This is a genomic window from Novosphingobium sp. BL-S-33 (genome assembly GCF_056857025.1).
Map to the genome: position 1 here is coordinate 2,211,615 of NZ_CM166474.1, position 18,702 is coordinate 2,230,316.

Genomic DNA, 18,702 nt, shown 5'->3' on the forward strand with positions numbered 1-18,702 from the left:
ATAGCCAAGGGCGAATGGACAAGGAACGCCTCGTACCCCTCATCGTCGGCCTGCTACTTGCTGCCTGGATGCTGGCGGCGGCTTGGGCCGTGCTCTCCGCGAGAGGCCGCCAGAAACGCGCCGAGGCGCAGTTGCGTTCTGCCCGCAGGCTGGCCCGCATGGTCGAGGAATCGCCCGCGATCCCGCTGCTGGTGCGCTCCGATGGACGGATCGAGGCCAGCCCGCGCCTCGCGCAGTGGCTGGGCTTCGAGACCGTGCCGCAGTTCCTCACGGAACTTGATGGCGGCGACCGGGGGCTGCCGGCCGACAAGGTGGCCGAACTGACCGAGGCGGTGCGCCGCACGCAGAAGACCGCAACGCCGTTCCGCATGGTCGTCACCCCGCGCAATTCGTCGCGCTCGCTGGCACTGCGGGGGCATCTGGCCGATCCGCAAGTCTCGCCCGGCGGCGCTGCGCTGGTCTGGGCCTTCGACTTTTCCGACAGCGAGGGCGAACTGAGCCGCCTGCGTGAGGAAGCCACGCGTGCGCGCGGAGACTTTACGGCACTCGTCTCGCTGATCGAGGCGGCGCCGATGCCGATGTGGTTCCGCCGTCCCGACGGCGAATTGCAACTGGTCAATTCCGCCTATGTCACCGCCGTCGGCGGGGAGAGCGCGCAGTCCGTGGTGGCCGCAGGCACCGAACTGGTCGAGATCGTCGACGGTGTGGGCCCCGCCCAAGTCGCGCGGGTAGCGGCGCAGAAGGGTGCGCCGATCCAGCGCATCGTTTCCACCACGATCAACGGCCAGCGCCGCGCCATGCGCGTGAGCGACCTGCCGCTGGGCGAGGACGGGGTTGCCGGTTATGCCGTCGACATCGAGGATCTGGAAGAGATGTCGCGCTCGTTCCGCGCGTTCCGCGATGCCCAGCGCGCGCTGCTCGACCAGCTTTCAGCCGGTGTCGCCCAGTTCGACGGGCGCAAGCGCCTCAGCTTCGCCAACCAGCCGTTCCAGCGCATATTCAAGCTGACGCAGGGCGCCTTGCAGGATCCGCCGCTGTTCGAACGGCTGCTCGACGCCGCGCGCGATGCGGGACGCGTTCCCGAAGCGCGCGACTTTCCCGCCTGGCGGCGCGAGAAGGCGGCCTGGTTCGCCTCCAGCGAAAGCCATGAAGAGGCGTGGACGCTTTCCGACGGTTCGCACTTGCGCATCGTAGCCCAGCCGCTGCCCGATGGCGGCCTGCTGCTGATTGCCGAGGATCGGACCGAGCAGCTTCGCCTCTCCGCCGTCCGCGACACGCTGCTGCGCACGCGCACCGCGACGTTCGACAGTCTGTTCGAATCGATTGCGGTCTTCGCGCCCGATGGCCGCATGCAGTTGTGGAACCGCCGTTTCGCCGCCGATTGGGGGCTGGAGAACGACTTCCTCGACACGCACCCGCATGTCGAGGCGCTGCTCAAGAAGATCGCCCCGCGCCTCAAGCGTCCGACCGAAGCGGAAACCGTGGGCAATGTCGTGCGCTCCGCCGCGCTCGACCGGGTGCAGAAGGGCGGCCGAACCGTGCTCGCCGATGGGCGCATGCTCGAATATGCGGGCGTGCCGCTGCCGGACGGCAATGGCCTGCTGGCCGTGCTCGATATCACCGACTCGCAAAAGGCCGAGGCGGCCCTGCGCGAGAGTAACGAAGCACTGATCGAGGCCGACGCGATCAAGACGCGCTTCCTTGCCAAGATCAGCTACGAATTGCGCACCCCGCTCACTTCCATCGGCGGTTTTGCCGAACTGCTGGAAGCGGGCGTGGGCGGCTCACTCGATCCCGGTGGGCACGAATATGTCGCCGCGATCCTCGCTTCGGTTGACCAGCTTGGCGAGCATATCGACAGCCTGCTCGATCTCTCGCAGAGCGAGGCCGGTCTGCTGCCGCTCAAGAAGGAGGAGATCGACCCGATGCCCTTCATCCGCGGGGTGGTGGAAGAGCGGGCGGCGCGGCTTGAACGTGCCGGGCTGGTGCTGGACTTGCGCGCCGATGGCTTGCTGCGCCCGTTCCAGGGGGATCGCCGCCGACTGGCGCGGGCGATCGGCCATCTTGTCGACAATGCCATCGCCGCCTCGCGCCGCGGCCAGCGCATTCTGGTCCAGATCGCACGCCGCAAATCGGAGGGCGGAGACGGGGAGGATGTGCTTCAGATCCTCGTGCAGGATCGCGGGCAGGGCATGGATGGCCGCAATCTCGCGCTCGCGCTCGACGGCATGAAGCAGAGTGCAGACGGTCGGACGGTGGAGCGCAGCCAAGGCCTCGGCCTGCCGCTCGCCCGCCAGTTGGTCGAGGCGCATGGCGGCGCGCTGCGGCTGGTGTCGGAGCGCGGGAAAGGGACGAGTGCCTTGGTGGAGCTGCCGGAATGAAAATCGCGCTTCCCGATCTCGCGGCGATGGACCGCTTTGGCCGCGCCATTGCCGAGGTTTTGCGGCCCGACGACGTGGTGGCGCTGGAAGGTGGCCTTGGCGCGGGCAAGACCACGCTGGCCCGCGCGATCATCGCCGGTCTGGGGCACGAGGGCGACGTTCCATCGCCCAGTTTCGCCATCGTCGAGGTCTACGATCCCCCGGCCGTGCGGCTGCCGCTGGTCCATGCCGATTTCTACCGGCTCAAGCATCCTTCGGAGGCCGACGAGATCGGTCTCGACGACTATCGGCAGGGCGCCGCGCTGATCGCCGAGTGGCCGGATCATGCCGGCGGCTTTGCACATGAGCCGGGTTGCCTCTCGATTACGCTGGAAGTTGAGGAAGAGGGCAGGATCGCCATTGTCGAAGCCGGTACGGATTGGGTAGGGCGAATCCCGAAATGAGCACGATTCCCGCCAATCTCCCCGAGGGCCTCGAACCCTTCCTTGCCGATGCCGGATGGCACGGCGCCGCCGTAGAGCCGCTGGTCGGCGATGCTTCGTTCCGCCGTTACTTCCGCGTACGCGGAACGAACGGCGAATGCGCGATGCTGATGGACGCGCCGCCGCCTACCGAGGATCCGCAGCCCTTCTTGCGCGCCGCGCGCTGGCTTGACGCCAATGGTATGCGCCCGCCGCGCATCCTCGCCGAGCGGGCCGACCGTGGCCTCGTGCTGATGGAAGACTTCGGCGATGCGCGCATGCGCGATTACATCGACCAGTGGCCGGATGACGAGCGCGCGATCTACAAGGGCGCGGTCGATGCGCTGGTGCAGTTGCACCGCCTGCCGGCCGGGCCGTTCCTCGACTATTCGATGAGCGAGTATCAGCGCGAGGTGCGGCTGTTCCTCGAATGGTATGGCCCGTCGCAGGGGCTGCAGCTCGATGCCGCCGGTTTCACCGCCGCGTGGGAGAGCGTGCTGGGCGAAATGCTGCCCCGCCAGCGCCCCGGCGTGACCGTGCTGCGCGATTATCATGCTGAAAACATCATGCTGCTCGGCGCGCTGGAAAAGCAGGGTCTGCTCGATTTTCAGGACGCGCTAGTCGGCCACCCGGCCTATGACCTCGTCTCGCTGCTGCAAGACGCGCGGCGCGATGTCTCGCCCGAGCTGGAGGCGGAGATGTTCGACCATTATCTGCGCGCGACCGGCGTCGATGGCGAGACCTTCCTGGCCGACTATGCCCGCCTCGGCGCGCAGCGGAACACCAAGATCGTGGGCATTTTCGTGCGCCTGTTCAAGCGTGACGGCAAGCCCCGCTACCTCGACCTGATTCCGCGCGTCTGGGCGCAGCTTGAGCGCGATCTTGCCCATCCTGCGCTGGAACCGGTGGCGCACTGGTTCGATGCCAATGTGCCGGACGAACTGCGCGTGACCAACGGCGGGAGCTTTGCGGTATGAACACCCTTCCGCTCGCCAGCGACACGGCGATGGTGCTTTCCGCCGGTCTCGGCAAGCGGATGCGGCCTCTTACCGCCACCCAGCCCAAGCCGCTGGTGCGCGTGGCGGGCAAGTCGATGATCGACCATACGCTCGATAAGCTGGATGCGGCGGGCGTCACGAAGGCGGTGGTCAATGTCCACTATCTTGCCGACGCGCTTGAAGGTCACCTCAAGGTGCGACGCAAGGGCCCGGCGATCACTGTTTCGGACGAGCGCGAGCAGCTGCTGGAAACCGGCGGCGGCATGGTCAAGGCGGCCCCGCTGCTGCCCGAGACGTTCTTCTGCCTCAACAGCGACAATATCTGGCTTGATGGCCCGGTCGATGTGTTCCACGAGCTTTCGCTTGGGTGGGACGAGGCGGCGATGGACGCGCTGCTGCTGATGGTGCCGCACCCGCGCGCGATGAACTACCGGGGCGAGGGCGACTTCCATCTCGATCCTGCGGGCCGTGTCAGCCGCCGCCAGCAAGGGCGCGTGGCGCCATTCATCTATTCGGGTATCCAGCTCGTGTCCAAGCGCCTGCTGCGCGACGCGCCGGAAGGGCCGTTCTCCACCAACCTGCTGTGGAGCCGCGCCATCGAGGAGGGCCGTCTTTTCGGCATCGTCCACACCGGCCTGTGGTTCGAAGTGGGCGAACCCGGGGCCATCAGGCCCACCGAGGAATGGCTGACCCGTGCCTGACAGGGCAGGGCCGAAAGTCTATTCGATTGCTGCCCATCGTGGTTTCGCCGATGCCCTCGTAGCTGGACTCGCGCCGCGCTACGGGCAGGGCGAGCTTGGCCTTGCCCGGCTGACCCTGCTGCTGCCCAGCCGCCGCGCGGTGCGCACGGTGACCGAGGCTTTCGTGCGCCATGCAGGCACGGTCGAAACGCCGGGCCTGCTGTTGCCGCGCATGGCGGTGGTCGGCGATCTCGATCTCGACGAGACGCTGGGCCCGCTGCTCGACCCGCTGGGCGCTGCCGAGATCGCACCGGCCGCCGACCCCACCCGCCGCTGGCTGCGTCTCGCCCACTACTTGCACGAGATCGAGGGCGATGCCGCCGGCAAGGGCGCGGCTTTGCTGCGCCGTGCCTGGGAAATCGGGCGCACCATGGATCGGCTGCTGGTCGAAGGGATTGCTCCCATCGATCTGATGAGCGAGCGCGTGATCGGTATTGTCGGCGAAATGGCCGGGCACTGGACCGACAATACGCGCACGTTCCTGAAGGTGCAGCAGTTCTGGCTGGCGGAACTGGCGACACGCGGCGAGATCGACGCGCCGGAGCGGCGCAACCAGTTGTTCGAGCATGCCGCGCGCGAATGGCGCGCCGCGCCGCCGCCGTTCCCGGTGGTCGCGGCGGGTGTCACCAGTGCCTCGCCCGCACTGGCCCGGTTGCTGCGCGTTGTCAGCGAATTGCCCGAAGGCAGCGTGGTGCTGCCGGACTTCGATCTCGCGCTGCCCGAGAACGTGTGGGATGAACTCGGCACTGCCGGACATCCTGTCGAGCCCGAGGATCCGCCGTTCGGCCCGAATGACGCGGTGACGCATCCGCAATATCATCTGAAACTGCTGCTCAATCGCATGGGCGTATCGCGCAGCGAAGTGGCGCCCTGGCACCGATCCGGCCCCGGCGCCTCGGCCCCTTCGCGCAGCACAGTGATTTCCAACTTGTTCCTGCCGCCGCAAGCCTCGACGCTCTGGGTGGACTTGCCGGTTGAACAGCGCCGCCTGCCGGGCGTGCGCCTGATGGAATGCGCACATCCCGAACAGGAAGCGCAGGCCATTGCGATTCTCGTGCGCGAGGCGCTGGAAGTGCCTGAGCGGCGCGTGGCGGTCATCACGCCCGATCGCGGTCTAGCCGCACGCGTCGTGGCGCATCTCACGCGCTGGGGGATTGCGGCGGACGACACTGCGGGCTTGCCGCTGGCGCAGACGGCGGCGGGGCGGCTGATGCTGCTGCTCACCGAAGTCATGGCCGATCAGGCCGCGCCGGTGCCGCTGATAGCGTTGCTGGTCCATCCGCTCGCCGGTGCCGGAGAACGGCGTGCGCAGTGGCTGGAGAATGCGCGCAAGCTTGACCGTGCATTGCGCGGGCCGCGCCCCGGCGGGGGCCTTGCCGCGCTGGCGGGCATCGCCGCAGAGCGCAAACTGGACGACTGGTGGGCCGAAGTGGAGGCGGTGCTCATGCCGCTCTTTGCTCTGGAGACGGGTGACCCGCTGGCAACGATGCTTGGTCGCCTTGCCGATGCTGCGGAAATGCTGTGCGGCGAGGCGATCTGGTCCGGTCCCGACGGCCGCGCGCTGAGCGCCATGGTCGAGGATCTGCGCGCCGCTGCCGCCTCTGCCGGCACGCTGTTCGACCCGCGCGAGCTTCATGCCATGCTGCGCGACGTGATGGACCGCGCGGCGGTGCGCCCGCCGTGGGGCGGCCATCCGCGCGTTTCGATTTACGGCTTGCTCGAAGCGCGCATGAGCCGCGCCGATCTTGTCATCTGCGGTGGTCTGGTCGAAGGCGTCTGGCCGGCGAGCCCCTCGCAGGACGCGTTACTGCCGCCCGCCGTACTGCGCGCGCTCGGCGTGCCCGGGGCAGACTTCCGCATCGGGCTTGCCGCGCACGATCTGGCGGCGGCGCTTGGCGCGCCCGAGGTGCTGCTGAGTTGGTCGCTGCGCGATGCCGGAGGACCGGTGATCCCGTCGCGCTTCGTGCTGCGCGTCAAGGCGCTGCTGGGCGAACAGGCCGAGCGCCATGTCGAGAGCGAGGCGCTGCGCCTTGCGCGCATGATCGACGATGCCGCACCGGTACCGCCGCACCCGCGCCCGCAGCCGATGCCGGGCGCCGACCAGCGCCGGGTCGACCTTTCGGTGACCGGGCTCGACCGGCTGCGCGGCGATCCATACGAGTTCTACGCCAATGCCGTGCTGGGCCTTTCGCGGCTCGACGCGCTCGATGCCGAGCCGAGCGCGGCGTGGAAGGGCGAAGTTGCGCACCTTGTCATGGAGCGTTGGCACCTGGCGGGCGAGCCGGTGGACGAACTTCACGCCATCGCCCGGCAAGTGCTGGCCGAGAAGAACGCGCATCCGCTGATGCGCGCGCTCTGGTGGCCGCGTCTGTCCGCAGCATTGGATACGTTCCGCGACATGGTGCTTGCCCACAAGACCCACGGCCGCCGCGTCATCGCCACCGAGGCGCGCGGCGAAATGCGCTATCGCGACATCCGCATCCATGGCCGCGCGGACCGGCTTGACCGGTTGGCCGACGGGAAGCTGGGCGTTGTGGACTACAAGACCGGCTTGCCGCCTTCGACGCGCCGTGTGGAGGAAGGTTTTGCGCTCCAGCTGGGTCTTGTTGCGATGATTGCCGAGGCGGGCGGGTTCAAGGACCTTCAGGACCTCACGATCCGCGGCGAGGCGGAGGCGTTCGAATACTGGTCGATGGCGAAGAACAAGGACACCATCGGCTACACCACCACGCCGCTCAAGGAAACCGGCAAGCGATCCGGCATCGCGCCGGATGAGTTCATGCCGAGGACCGAGGACTTCCTGAACGACGCGCTGGATCGCTGGATCCTGGGCACCGAACCGTTCACGGCGCGGCTCAATCCCGAACTCGGTTCCTATGCCGATTACGACCAGCTTATGCGGCTCGACGAGTGGATCACATCGCTGGGAAGTCGTCCCGCATCGGGCACTGAGGGAGAGGGCGCATGAGCGGTCCCGCCGCCGTCCATCCGCTTCACGGCAACCAGATGCGCGCTGTGGACCCGCGCGACAGCGTATGGCTTTCCGCATCGGCGGGCACCGGCAAGACGCAAGTGCTGTCCTCGCGCGTGCTGCGGCTTTTGCTGCAAGAAGGCGTCTCGCCGTCGCAAGTGCTGTGCCTGACGTTCACCAAGGCGGGCGCGACGGAAATGGCCGCGCGTATCAACGGCACTTTGGCGGAGTGGGTGCGGCTGGAGGAAACCCAGCTTTTCCTGAGGCTTGAAGCCATCGGCGCGCCGACCGACCGCGAGACCATGAGCCGCGCGCGCACGCTGTTCGCGGCCGTGCTCGACTGTCCCGGCGGGGGGCTGCGGATCGATACCATCCACGCCTTTTCGCAGTGGCTGCTGGCGACCTTCCCACTTGAAGCAGGGCTCGTTCCCGGCGCGCGGCCGATGGAAGACCGCGAGCGGACGCTGTTGGCACGTCAGGTGCTGTCCGATCTGCTGGTCGAGGCAGAGGAAACGCCGTTCGGCGATGCGCAATTGCTGCAAGCCATTGCCGCATTCTCGCTGCGGCACGGGCCGGATTCGGTGATGGACTTCCTGCTGCGCTGCGCCTCGGCGCGGGAGGCGTGGTTCGGTCCGGGATCGTGGCAGGCGGGAGACATGCGCGACCACGTGCTGCGCCTGCTCGGCCTGCCCGGTGACGCCGGGGAGGACATGCTGGCGGCGATGTGCACGGATGAGGCCTTCGACGTGCGTTCGCTGCGGCGCTGCTGCGAAGTGCTGGCCGAGTGGAACACCGCCACCGCCCACAAGGCGACCGACGTGCTGGTGCCGTGGCTCATGCTCTCACCCGCGCGCCGGGCGGAGCAGGTGGAGGACGTCTACGGCGCGCTCTTCACCAAGGACGATGCGGTTCGCAGCGCCAAGAACCTTGCGAAGTTCGAGCCGGATTACCAGGGCTATGCGATCCGCGTCGGCGAATGCCTGGGCCGCATCCGTGAGATGAAGGCGCTGCTCGGCCTTGCCGAAAGGCTTGTGCCCGCGCTGCGGCTTGGCCGCGCTTTCGCCATTGCCTGGGACGAGGCGAAGCAGCGCGAAGGCCTGATCGATTTCGACGACCAGATCCGCCGCGCCGCCGACCTGCTGCGCGGGCAGGCCTCGGCCGACTGGATCCGCTACAAGCTGGACCGCCGCTTCGACCACATCCTTGTCGACGAGGCGCAGGACACCAATGCCGCGCAGTGGGACATCGTTTTCGCCATGGCGGAGGAGTTCTGGGCGGGCCTTGGCCAGCACGAAGAGCGCTACGTGGAAACGATGCGCACGCTCTTCGTGGTGGGTGACTACAAGCAGGCGATCTTCCGCTTTCAGGGCACCAGCCCGGAAAACTTCCGCCGCGCCGCCGACCGCGTGCGCGGCTTGATGGAGGATGCTGCGGGCAATGCCGAAATGCTGCGCAGCAGGTTTGCGCCGCGCCGCCTTGTCGAATTGGGGCTAGATCGCAGCTTCCGCACCGCGCAGCACGTACTGGACTTCGTGGACGAGGCGATCGGCGGCATCGGTCATGCCAGTTTCGGCCTCGACCGTCCTGCCGAGCGCCATGTCGGGCAGGAACGCCCGGGCTATGTCGCGCTCTGGCAGCCGGTCGCCGAAGAATTCGACGAGGAAGAGCCGCTCGAAACCGACGACAACGACGGCGCGCAGCCCAACTGGCTCTCCCGCCCGGACCGGCAGATGGCCGAGCGGATCGCCCAGCAGGTCAAGGCATGGCTGGACCCGAGCCGTCCCGGCTTCGCGCTGCACAAGGGCAAGCCGCGCCGTGCTGGCGCGGGCGACATCATGGTGCTGGTGCGTCAGCGCAAGGAACTGGCGGGCCTGATTGTCGCGCGGCTCCATGCCGCGGGTGTGCCGGTCGCGGGCGTCGACCGCCTGCGCCTGGGCGCGCCGCTGGCGGTGAAGGACCTGATCGCGGCGCTGCGCTTCGCGGTGCAGCCGCTTGACGACCTGACGCTCGCCAGCCTGCTGGTCTCGCCGCTGGTGGGCTGGAGTCAGGCGCAATTGCTGCGTTTCGGTCACCGCGAAAAGCGCGTGCGGCTTTGGGACCATTTGCGCACGCAATCCGGCCCCGAAATCGGCGTGGCCATGCAGCAATTGGGCGAGCTGCTGGCTCGGGCCGACTATGCGCCGCCTCAGGCGATGCTGCACTGGTTGCTGGTGGGGCCGTGGCAGGCACGACGCAAGCTGGTGGCGCGGCTCGGTAGTGAGGCCAACGATCCGATCGATGAACTGATCAACGCCGCGCAGGCCTATGTCATGACCGATACGCCAAGCCTTGCGGGCTTCCTCGCATGGTTCGATGCGGGCGACGGAGAACTGAAGCGCGAGGCGGACGCGGCGCAGGGCCTTGTCCGCGTGATGACCGCGCATGGCTCGAAGGGTTTGCAGGCGCCCATCGTCATCCTCGCCGACGCCACCGGCAATCCCGAGGCGGCGCGCGAACGCGGTTTCGAACTCACGGACCCGCGCGAGACGCGCCGCAAGGTGCCGCTGCCGCCGCTCTCCAAGGACGAGAAAGTCGGCCGCATCGCCGCGCAGATCGCCGAAAACCGTGAGGGGGACGAACAGGAGCACTGGCGCCTGCTCTACGTCGCCATGACCCGCGCCGAGGAAGCGCTGTTCGTCGGCGGCGCGCTGGGCAAGCGCGACAAGGACGGCCCGGCGGAGAAGAGCTGGTACGCGCGGCTGCGCACGCTGTTCCCGGATGGGGCGGAGGCGCCGGACGCGATCTGGGGCAGCCGTTGTGATTATGGCGCGCTGCCGGAACCACTGCCGCCGGAGGTCCGCTCGGTCGAACTGCCGCTGCGCGAGCCGCTGCCGCGCTGGCTGGAGCGCGCGCCGCCTGCCGAACCGCGTCCGCCGCGCCCGCTGGCGCCGTCTGCGCTGGGTGAGGAGGATGCGCCCGATCCGCCGTTCCCGCCGGGCGCCGGCCGCGATGCCCTGCGGCGCGGTACGCTGGTGCACAAGCTGCTCGAACGCCTGCCGCAAGTGGCGGCGGACGTGCGCGAGGAAGCGGGCTGGCAATGGCTCGCCCGCAATGCCGCCGATCTCGACGAGACGGCGCGCGAGGCGATGCTGGCAAGTGCACTTGCGGTGGTTCACGAACCCGCCTGGGCCGAACTGTTCGGCCCCGAAAGTCTGGCCGAAGTGCCGGTGGCTGCCGTTGTTGGCGGACAAGTGGTGGCGGGCACGATCGACCGTCTGGTCGTCGAGCCGGGCCGCGTTCGCCTTGTCGACTACAAGACCGCGCGCCGTCCGCCCGAACGTCTGGAGCAAGTGCCGAAGGGCGTCCTGCGGCAAATGGCGGCATACGCCGCTGCGCTGGAAGTGGCGTTTCCGGGCCGCGCGGTAGAGGTAGCCTTGCTCTATACCTCGGTGCCGCGCCTGATCGCGGTTCCGGGCGAAGTGCTGGAGGCGCACAAGCCGGACTTTGCACAGGTCCAGTAAAGCTATGTGGGCAGGGGCGTTGCCACGCAACAAATCCTCCCTAGATTGCGTTCAACCCGAAATACCCCCCGAGGAGTTCAAGTTCATGGCGACTATTGCCGTTACCGATGCCAGCTTCGAAGACGACGTCCTGAAGTCGGACAAGCCGGTTCTCGTCGATTTCTGGGCGGACTGGTGCGGCCCGTGCAAGATGATCGGCCCCGCGCTGGAGGAAATCAGCGAGGAACTGGCTGGCAAGGTGACCATCGCGAAGATGGACATCATGGCCAACACCGACATCCCCGGCCAGATCGGCGTGAAGTCGATCCCGCTCATGGTGCTGTTCAAGGACGGCCAGCCGGTCGCCCAGAAGCTCGGCGCCGCGCCCAAGAGCGCGCTGAAGGGCTGGATCGAAGGCGAGCTCTGAGCCTCGCCACGCTCGAACTTATCCCCGAGCAGCAAGCAAGAAAAACCCCTTCCGCCGCAAGGCGGGAGGGGTTTTTCTATTTAGCGGGCAGTGGCCGCGCTTCTGCGGCCCCGGCCAAGATCAGGTCGGCATGAGGCAAATGCTCCAGAGCGAGCCGTTTCCATAAGGGATGGTTGGCGATGCTGCCGCACAAATCCGCCCAGAATGCCTCTTCGCCGTTGGACGGATTTTCATTCTTCGCCCTGTTTTCGGGCCAAGCGCGATGAAGCAGTTCCCGCGCCAGATCGGAATGTCCTGAAAGCGCGAGATCGGCAAGCGTCTGCACGGTGACCGGCGTGCCCAGAGCGGACGCTTGCTGGGGGTAGAGGGGATAGGCGGGATCTTGGTCTTGCGCCCAGCCACGCAATTCCCGCTGCATTGCGGTCAGGTGGGACGCCAACTCCCGGCGGGATGGCGGAGGATCGGTCATGACGGCAGGATCGAGCGCGAAATCCCCGCCTTGCTCATCTTCTGCCCAGCGGACCGGCAGCATGACGATGGCTGGGGCGGCATGGGGCGCGCCATTGAAGTACTCGATGTCGAACGACAGCGCGAAGCGGGGCGAATCTCGATCGGTTCGAACGACAACGCTGTCCATGCGTTCGCCGCTCAGTTTCCGGATCGTGAGCCGCTGATCGAACCCGACAACGAAAAGTTCGCCTTCACCCCCGGACCCACCGGAATCTCCCAGGACGACGACGCTGGGCGTAGTGTCGGGTGAGCGCGAGGCCCAGAGCAACTTTACTTCCATGTAGCCGGCGCCCAATGGCGTGGCTTGCGCGCCTTGGGTGACTTCGACGGCGCGGCAATAGTCGTCGCTATCGCCGTCGGACGGGCAAGGTGCGACGACGATAGCATCGTTGCCTCGCTGCCAGATGGCGCCAAGCTGCTGCGGTGCGGCTTGGGCCGAGGGCACGAGTAACACAAAACTTGCGAGGAAAATGAGTGAGATACGCACGGATGGACGACTCCGAATGTCGGTGCCGATGTCATCCGGTTGTGATTTCAGGTCAATGGCAGGTTTTCCTACATCGCGAAGATCTGCCAAGGTTGCGGATATTTGGGATCTTTGAAATCGTCGGAAACGTGCGGGATTTTTGGCGGCATAAGGTGACGGTCGGGAGCGGAAGGTGACACCTTTGCACAAGGTGACACCTTTCACTCAGGACCGTGTCAACTTTGTCAACCGGAGCGTCACCTTGTGATCGTCAATCTTCCAGCGCGGCGAGACGCGTGGCGAGGCCTTCGAACAGGGCGGGGCTGGAGGCGCCGATAAGGCCTTTCTTCTCGAACTCGTCCACGCGGTAGGGGCTGCCGTCCGGCCGGGCCGCCATGCCGCCTGCTTCGTTGAGGAACAGCGCGCCCGCCGCATGGTCCCACGGCAGGGTGCGTTCGAAGATCGCCACGTCGTTCTGGCCAAGCGCGAGGCGGGGATATTGCTCGGCAGCGCAGCGAGGGATGTCGACGAGGCGGTAGTGCGGGGCGACTTCGGTGCTGATCAGTTCGCGGCGCGATTCCTCGGTGAAGATCAGCGAGATCGCGGCGACGGGCGGCACTTCCCCGGTGGCGCGGGCGGTGAGGCGCTCGCGGTCCACCCACGCACCGCCGCCCGCAGAGGCGTGGCAGAAGCGGCCGGTGAGGCAGTCGAGAATCCAGCCGCCCAGCGTCTCGCCCTTGTCGGCAAGGGCTATCAGCATGCCGAACGGCGCCTTGCCTGAGGCGAAGTTGTTGGTGCCGTCCAGTGGATCGACGATCCAGCAGAGGCGGTCCTTGAGCTTCAGCAGCTCGTCTTCGTTGGCGAAGGTCGCTTCCTCACCCACCACGGCGGCATCGGGGAGCAAGGCGGTGAGGTGCTCGGCAAGGATCGCCTCGCTCTCGCGGTCGGCCACGGTGACCACGTCGTTCACCGCCTTGCTGACGATCTGCTCGGCCGAGAGCGACTGGTAGTGCGGCAGGATCACATCGCGCGTGACCTCGCGCATGATCGTTTCGACCGCGGTATTGAGCGTGGAGGTGATCATGCGGGAGGCCTTTGGACAGGAGGGGGTCAGGTGAGCGGGATCATGACCTGCTGGCCATATCCGGGCCGCTCGTGAAGGCGGGCGTACCAGTCGGCCAGCGCGGGGAACTCGGGCCGGTCCAGCTCGAACTGGTCGAACGGCAGCGAGAACCAGGTATAGGCATAGACGCCCATGGGAATGTCGCCGATGCCGAACTGCCCGCCGGACAGCCAGGGCTTCTCGGAAAGGTAGCGTTCCAGCACTGCCAGGTGCGCGGCGCAGGTCTTGGTGTCACGCTCGATCGCCGCCATGTCCCACTGCTCGCGCGGGGTGCGGGCCATGGCGAGGAACGGCACGCGCTGGGCCTCGGCATAAGTGATCTGCCAATCCATCCAGCGGTCGGCGAGGGCGCGGTCGATAGGATCATGCAGGAACCAGCGCTCGCCGCCGTATTCGGCTGCCATGTAGCGCAGGATCGCGTTCGATTCCCAGAGAGTGAGCTTGCCGTCCTCGATCATCGGCACCAGCCGGTTCGGGTTCTTGGCGAGGTACTCGTCAGTATAGCCGAACTTGCCGCCGATATCGTGGCGCACGTAGTTCAGCGCCAGTTCCTCGGCGAACCAGGCGACTTTCTTGACGTTGTGGGAGTTGAGGCGACCCCAAATCGTGAATTGCGGACCGGCCACCGTCAGCTCCTGTAGTCGGCGTTGATCGAGATGTAGCCGTGCGTCAGATCGCAGGTCCACACGGTCGCGGCGCCTTCGCCAAGGCCGAGGTCGACCTGAATGGTCACGTCCTGCCCCTTGAGGTGCGCTGCGACGGGGGCTTCGTCATAGTCGGCGAGCGGCAGGCCTTCGCGTGCGGCCCAGGTGCCGCCGAAGCCGATGGAGAGCTTGTCGCGGTCGGCTGGCTCGCCCGCCTTGCCCACGGCCATGACGACGCGGCCCCAGTTGGCGTCCTCGCCGGCGATGGCGGTCTTCACCAGCGGCGAGTTGGCGATGGCCATGCCGACCTTGCGGGCGCTCTCGTCCGAGACGGCGCCGGAAACAGCCACTTCGATGAACTTCTGCGCGCCTTCGCCGTCGCGCACGACGAGGTGGGCCAACTGGCGGCAGACATCATGGATCGCGGCGGCAAAGGCATGAGCGCCGGGCGAGGCGATGGAGGACAGCGGTGCGTTGCCCGCCTTGCCGGTGGCGAAGGCCAGTACGGTGTCGCTGGTGGACGTATCCGAATCGACAGTGATGCACGAGAATGTGCGGAAGTTGGCGGCGGAGAGGCACTCCTGAAGGAAGGCAGGCTCCACGGCGGCATCGGTGAAGATGTAGCCGAGCATCGTCGCCATGTCCGGCGCGATCATACCGGAACCCTTGATGACGGCGGCGATGGTCACCTTGGTATCACCGATCATCGCCGTAGCCGTCGCGCCCTTGGCGAAAGTGTCGGTGGTAGAGATGGTGTTTGCGACGTCTTCCCACGAGCACGGCTCGGCGGTGAGGGCCTTCTCCACGCCCTCGCGCGCCTTGTCCTTGGGCAGCGGCACGCCGATCACGCCGGTCGAAGAGACGAAGACCTGTTCGCGCGGGCAACCCATGTGGGCAGCAACCTGATCCATGATCTGTTCCACCGCCTCGCGGCCGCGATAGCCGGTGAAGGCGTTGGAATTGCCGGCATTGACCACCAGCGCGCGGGCGAGCCCCTGCTTCACGTTCTCACGGCCCAGTTCGACTTCGCTGGAGCAGCACAGGTTCCGAGTGAACACCCCTGCTACCGACGTGCCTTCGTCCAGCTCCACATACGTCAGGTCGCATCGGCCCCAGTCTTTATACCCGGCGCGCACGATATGCGGCGTCACGCCGGCGATCGGCGGCATCTCGGGGAAGGGCGAGGCGAGCGGGGAGGTGGGATAGGCCATGGGCAAAGCGACTAGCGCGTGCGTGTGACAGGTCAAGAGTCGCTGTAATCGCAGGTTGCAAAGCAAGCCGGGCGGCGATCTTCCGTGCGGAAATTCGGGCGCGGTGCTCTCCGTTGTGGACACCGGCGAAAGCGCCCCCTATCTGATCCGCCATGGCAAATCGCCTGCTCCTTACCCTGCTGGCCCTGCTGACGGGTCTCGCCGCACAGATCGGCCCTGTCGATGCGCGTGCGTCGCAGGTCGCCAGCCTGCAAGTGGTGCTGGGCGAGGCGGCCGTTGCCGCCAAGGCGCCGCGCGCGCCGGTTGCTCTGGCGCAGTTGCCCGAGCCGGGCCTGCGTAACACCCGCCGCCATGCTCCCCCGCTCGTTGCGGTGTCGGATTCGCTGGCGGTGCCGACTGTCCTGACCGGGATAGACCGCGCGCGCGAGTAAGCGCACGCGCCATTCGCAGCTTCGCGAAAACCTTTCACGCGTCCCGCGACTGGCGGAGACGCGCAATTCCGACATTCACGAACAGCACGTAAAACAGGGATTTCCGCCATGTTCGGCGCACTCGCCAAGTCCATTTTCGGCTCGTCCAACGACCGCTACGTCAAGTCGCTCGACAAGATCGTCTCGCAGATCAACGCTTTCGAATCCGTTCTGGAGGCGATGAGCGACGATGAACTGGCCGCCCAGACGCCGAAGTTCCGTCACTTGCTGTCCGAGGGCAAGACGCTCGACGACCTGCTGCCCGAAGCTTTCGCCACCGTGCGCGAGGCTTCGAAGCGCGTGTTCGGCATGCGTCACTTCGATGTGCAGCTGATCGGCGGCATCGTGCTCCATCGCGGCGAGATCGCTGAGATGCGCACCGGCGAAGGCAAGACGCTTGTCGCCACCACCGCGACCTACCTCAACGCGCTTGAGGGCAAGGGCGTTCACATCGTCACGGTGAACGACTACCTCGCCCGCCGCGACGCCGAGCAGATGGGCCGGGTCCACGGTTTTCTGGGCCTCACGGTCGGCGTGATCGTGCCCAACCTCGACGAATTCGAGCGACGCGCGGCCTATGGCGCCGACATCACCTACGGCACCAACAACGAATTCGGCTTCGACTACCTGCGCGATAACATGAAGCACGAGCGCGGCCAGATGGTGCAGCGCCCCTTCAACTTCGCCATCGTCGACGAAGTCGACTCGATCCTGATCGACGAGGCGCGCACGCCGCTCATCATCTCGGGCCCCACCGACGACAAGTCGGAACTCTACATCGCCGTCGACGCGATCGTGAAGCAGCTGGTCCCCGAAGACTATGAGGCTGACGAGAAGACCAAGAACATCACGCTGACCGAGGACGGCGTCGAGAAGGCCGAGCGCATTCTCGAAACCGCCGGGCTGCTGGTCGGTTCGAACCTCTATGACGTCGAGAACACGCAGGTGGTTCACCACCTCGACCAGAGCCTCAAGGCCGTGGTCATGTTCAAGCGCGACACCGATTACATCGTCAAGGACGGCAAGGTCGTCATCATCGACGAGTTCACCGGGCGCATGATGGATGGCCGCCGCTGGTCGAACGGCCTGCACCAGGCGGTCGAGGCCAAGGAAGGCGTGAAGATCGAGCCCGAGAACCAGACGCTGGCCTCGATCACCTTCCAGAACTATTTCCGCATGTACCCGAAGCTTTCGGGCATGACCGGCACGGCCGCCACCGAGGCGGCCGAGTTCTACGACATCTACAAGATGAATGTCGTCACCATTCCCACGAACGTGCCGGTCCAGCGCGTCGACGAGGAAGACGAATTCTACAAGAACACGCATGACAAGTTCGGCGCCATCGCCAAGCTGATCCGCGAGAAGAACGAGATCGGCCAGCCGGTGCTGGTGGGTACCGTTTCGATCGAGAAGTCGGAACTGCTGTCGGACTTCCTGAACAAGGAAGGCGTCAAGCACTCGGTGCTGAACGCCCGCTTCCACGAGATGGAAGCGCATATCGTGGCGCAGGCGGGCAGCCTTGGCGCCGTCACCATCGCCACCAACATGGCCGGTCGCGGTACCGATATTCAGCTGGGCGGCAACGTCGAGTTCCGTGTCGAGGACGAGCTGAGCGAAATGGCCGAAGGGCCTGAGCGCGATGCCGCCATCGCCAAGATCAAGGAAGAGGTAGCCGAACAGAAGCGCCTCGTCCTCGCGGCGGGCGGTCTCTGCGTCATCGGTACTGAGCGCCATGAAAGCCGCCGCATCGACAACCAGCTGCGCGGCCGTTCGGGCCGCCAGGGCGATCCGGGCCTTTCGAAGTTCTACCTCTGCCTTGAGGACGATCTGCTGCGCATCTTCGGGCCGGACACGCTGTTCGCCAAGATGATGAACAGCAATCTGGCCGATGGCGAGGCGATCGGCTCCAAGTGGCTGTCCAAGGCCATCGAGACCGCTCAGAAGAAGGTCGAGGCGCGCAACTACGAAGTGCGCAAGCAGGTCGTCGAATACGACGACGTGATGAACGACCAGCGCAAGGTGATTTACGAGCAGCGCTCGGACATCATGGATGCCGATACGGTCGACGATGTCGTGATCGACATGCGCAATGACACCGTTAACGCGATCGTCGCCGATACTTGCCCGCAGGGTTCCTATCCCGAGCACTGGAACGTCGATGTGCTCAAGGCCAAGGCGAGCGAGATCCTGTCGCTCGACGTGCCGATCGAGGCCTGGATCGACGAGGACGGCATCGATCCCGAACTGGTCGAAGAGCGCATCGCGGCCATGGCCGAAGCGCAGATGTCTGAGAAGATGTCGCGCGACGATCCGGCGATCTGGCGTCAGGTCGAAAAGTCGATCCTGCTCGACCGGATCGACCACTACTGGAAGGAACACCTCTCCACGCTCGACGCGCTGCGTCAGGTGGTGTTCCTGCGCGCCTATGCCCAGAAGACGCCGATCAACGAGTACAAGACCGAGGCTTTCGGCCTGTTCGAGCGCATGCTGGAAACGATCCGCGAGGACGTGACGCGCATTCTTTCGGTCAGCCAGATCCAGATCCCGGAGCCGGTGCAACTTCCCGAGCTTCCGGACTTCCTGACCGGTCATATCGATCCGCTGACCGGCATCGACAATTCGCGCGATGGCGACGGTTCGGCGCTGATGCCCGAACTGTTCGGCTCGCTGGCTGGCAGCCCGCAGGCGGGTGTCGGACCCGGCGCTTCGGGCGAGAATCCCTATGCGGACCTGCCGATCAGCCGCAACGCCCCGTGCCCCTGCGGCTCGGGCAACAAGTACAAGCACTGCCACGGCGCGCTCGCCTGACGCACATGGAAAG

The 18,702-nt window shown here is 66.3% G+C and carries 13 protein-coding genes; 9 read left to right on the forward strand and 4 right to left on the reverse strand.

All coding sequences use genetic code 11. From position 1 onward, the window contains the following. Window positions 1-14 precede the first annotated feature (14 nt). The 7 genes from AC1VVM_RS10315 (at window position 15) to trxA (ending at window position 11,457) form a co-directional block, all read left to right on the forward strand. The gene (locus AC1VVM_RS10315; RefSeq protein ID WP_482903870.1) at window positions 15-2,381 is read left to right on the forward strand and encodes a PAS domain-containing sensor histidine kinase; all 2,367 of its coding nucleotides are present in this window, start codon (window positions 15-17) and stop codon (window positions 2,379-2,381) included. Continuing rightward, a complete protein-coding gene (gene tsaE / locus AC1VVM_RS10320; RefSeq protein WP_482903871.1) occupies window positions 2,378-2,824 on the forward strand; it encodes a tRNA (adenosine(37)-N6)-threonylcarbamoyltransferase complex ATPase subunit type 1 TsaE in 447 nt (148 codons plus the stop codon). Before AC1VVM_RS10315 ends, tsaE begins: the two co-directional genes overlap by 4 nt. Then, window positions 2,821-3,819: an aminoglycoside phosphotransferase family protein gene (locus tag AC1VVM_RS10325; protein ID WP_207904598.1), complete on the forward strand. Its 999-nt coding sequence runs from the start codon at window positions 2,821-2,823 to the stop codon at window positions 3,817-3,819. Before tsaE ends, AC1VVM_RS10325 begins: the two co-directional genes overlap by 4 nt. Beyond that, window positions 3,816-4,541, forward strand: a complete 726-nt coding sequence (locus tag AC1VVM_RS10330) for a nucleotidyltransferase family protein (protein WP_482903873.1) — start codon at window positions 3,816-3,818, stop codon at window positions 4,539-4,541. Before AC1VVM_RS10325 ends, AC1VVM_RS10330 begins: the two co-directional genes overlap by 4 nt. Then, complete coding sequence (gene addB, locus AC1VVM_RS10335) at window positions 4,534-7,548, forward strand: double-strand break repair protein AddB (protein WP_482903874.1); 3,015 nt, start codon at window positions 4,534-4,536, stop codon at window positions 7,546-7,548. Before AC1VVM_RS10330 ends, addB begins: the two co-directional genes overlap by 8 nt. Continuing rightward, complete coding sequence (addA, locus tag AC1VVM_RS10340) at window positions 7,545-11,051, forward strand: double-strand break repair helicase AddA (RefSeq protein ID WP_482955000.1); 3,507 nt, start codon at window positions 7,545-7,547, stop codon at window positions 11,049-11,051. The genes addB and addA overlap by 4 nt, the downstream gene beginning before the upstream one ends. 85 nt (window positions 11,052-11,136) lie before the next feature. Further along, window positions 11,137-11,457, forward strand: a complete 321-nt coding sequence (trxA, locus tag AC1VVM_RS10345) for a thioredoxin (RefSeq protein WP_132385056.1) — start codon at window positions 11,137-11,139, stop codon at window positions 11,455-11,457. A 76-nt stretch (window positions 11,458-11,533) separates the two neighbouring features. On the opposite strand, the gene AC1VVM_RS10350 is transcribed toward trxA, so the two are convergent. From AC1VVM_RS10350 to argJ, 4 genes are all read right to left on the reverse strand, one after another. Beyond that, window positions 11,534-12,544, reverse strand: coding sequence for a hypothetical protein (locus tag AC1VVM_RS10350; protein WP_482955001.1), 1,011 nt, complete (start codon window positions 12,542-12,544; stop codon window positions 11,534-11,536). 160 nt (window positions 12,545-12,704) lie between these two features. Next, window positions 12,705-13,517: an inositol monophosphatase family protein gene (locus AC1VVM_RS10355; RefSeq protein ID WP_482955002.1), complete on the reverse strand. Its 813-nt coding sequence runs from the start codon at window positions 13,515-13,517 to the stop codon at window positions 12,705-12,707. 26 nt (window positions 13,518-13,543) lie between these two features. Then, a complete protein-coding gene (locus tag AC1VVM_RS10360) occupies window positions 13,544-14,182 on the reverse strand; it encodes a glutathione S-transferase family protein (protein WP_482955003.1) in 639 nt (212 codons plus the stop codon). 2 nt (window positions 14,183-14,184) lie between these two features. Then, window positions 14,185-15,411 (reverse strand): bifunctional glutamate N-acetyltransferase/amino-acid acetyltransferase ArgJ, encoded by a 1,227-nt coding sequence (gene argJ / locus AC1VVM_RS10365; RefSeq protein ID WP_482955004.1) that lies wholly within the window; start codon window positions 15,409-15,411, stop codon window positions 14,185-14,187. A gap of 152 nt (window positions 15,412-15,563) precedes the next feature. Here argJ and AC1VVM_RS10370 point away from each other — a divergent pair, with 152 nt between their 5' ends. Together AC1VVM_RS10370 and secA are read left to right on the forward strand one after the other, a co-directional pair. Next, on the forward strand, window positions 15,564-15,842 hold the full coding sequence (locus AC1VVM_RS10370) for a hypothetical protein (RefSeq protein WP_482903878.1): 279 nt from the start codon (window positions 15,564-15,566) through the stop codon (window positions 15,840-15,842). 108 nt (window positions 15,843-15,950) lie between these two features. Further along, window positions 15,951-18,689, forward strand: a complete 2,739-nt coding sequence (gene secA, locus AC1VVM_RS10375; RefSeq protein WP_132385062.1) for a preprotein translocase subunit SecA — start codon at window positions 15,951-15,953, stop codon at window positions 18,687-18,689. Window positions 18,690-18,702 lie beyond the last annotated feature (13 nt).

Excerpts from the sequence above, each read along its gene's own strand:
- AC1VVM_RS10315 (WP_482903870.1), top strand. The coding sequence starts at position 15 with ATGGACAAGGAACGCCTCGTACCCCTCATCGTCGGCCTGCTACTTGCT.
- tsaE (WP_482903871.1), top strand. The coding sequence starts at position 2,378 with ATGAAAATCGCGCTTCCCGATCTCGCGGCGATGGACCGCTTTGGCCGC.
- AC1VVM_RS10325 (WP_207904598.1), top strand. The coding sequence starts at position 2,821 with ATGAGCACGATTCCCGCCAATCTCCCCGAGGGCCTCGAACCCTTCCTT.
- AC1VVM_RS10330 (WP_482903873.1), top strand. The coding sequence starts at position 3,816 with ATGAACACCCTTCCGCTCGCCAGCGACACGGCGATGGTGCTTTCCGCC.
- addA (WP_482955000.1), top strand. The coding sequence starts at position 7,545 with ATGAGCGGTCCCGCCGCCGTCCATCCGCTTCACGGCAACCAGATGCGC.
- trxA (WP_132385056.1), top strand. The coding sequence starts at position 11,137 with ATGGCGACTATTGCCGTTACCGATGCCAGCTTCGAAGACGACGTCCTG.
- AC1VVM_RS10355 (WP_482955002.1), bottom strand. The coding sequence starts at position 13,517 with ATGATCACCTCCACGCTCAATACCGCGGTCGAAACGATCATGCGCGAG.
- argJ (WP_482955004.1), bottom strand. The coding sequence starts at position 15,411 with ATGGCCTATCCCACCTCCCCGCTCGCCTCGCCCTTCCCCGAGATGCCG.
- AC1VVM_RS10370 (WP_482903878.1), top strand. The coding sequence starts at position 15,564 with ATGGCAAATCGCCTGCTCCTTACCCTGCTGGCCCTGCTGACGGGTCTC.
- secA (WP_132385062.1), top strand. The coding sequence starts at position 15,951 with ATGTTCGGCGCACTCGCCAAGTCCATTTTCGGCTCGTCCAACGACCGC.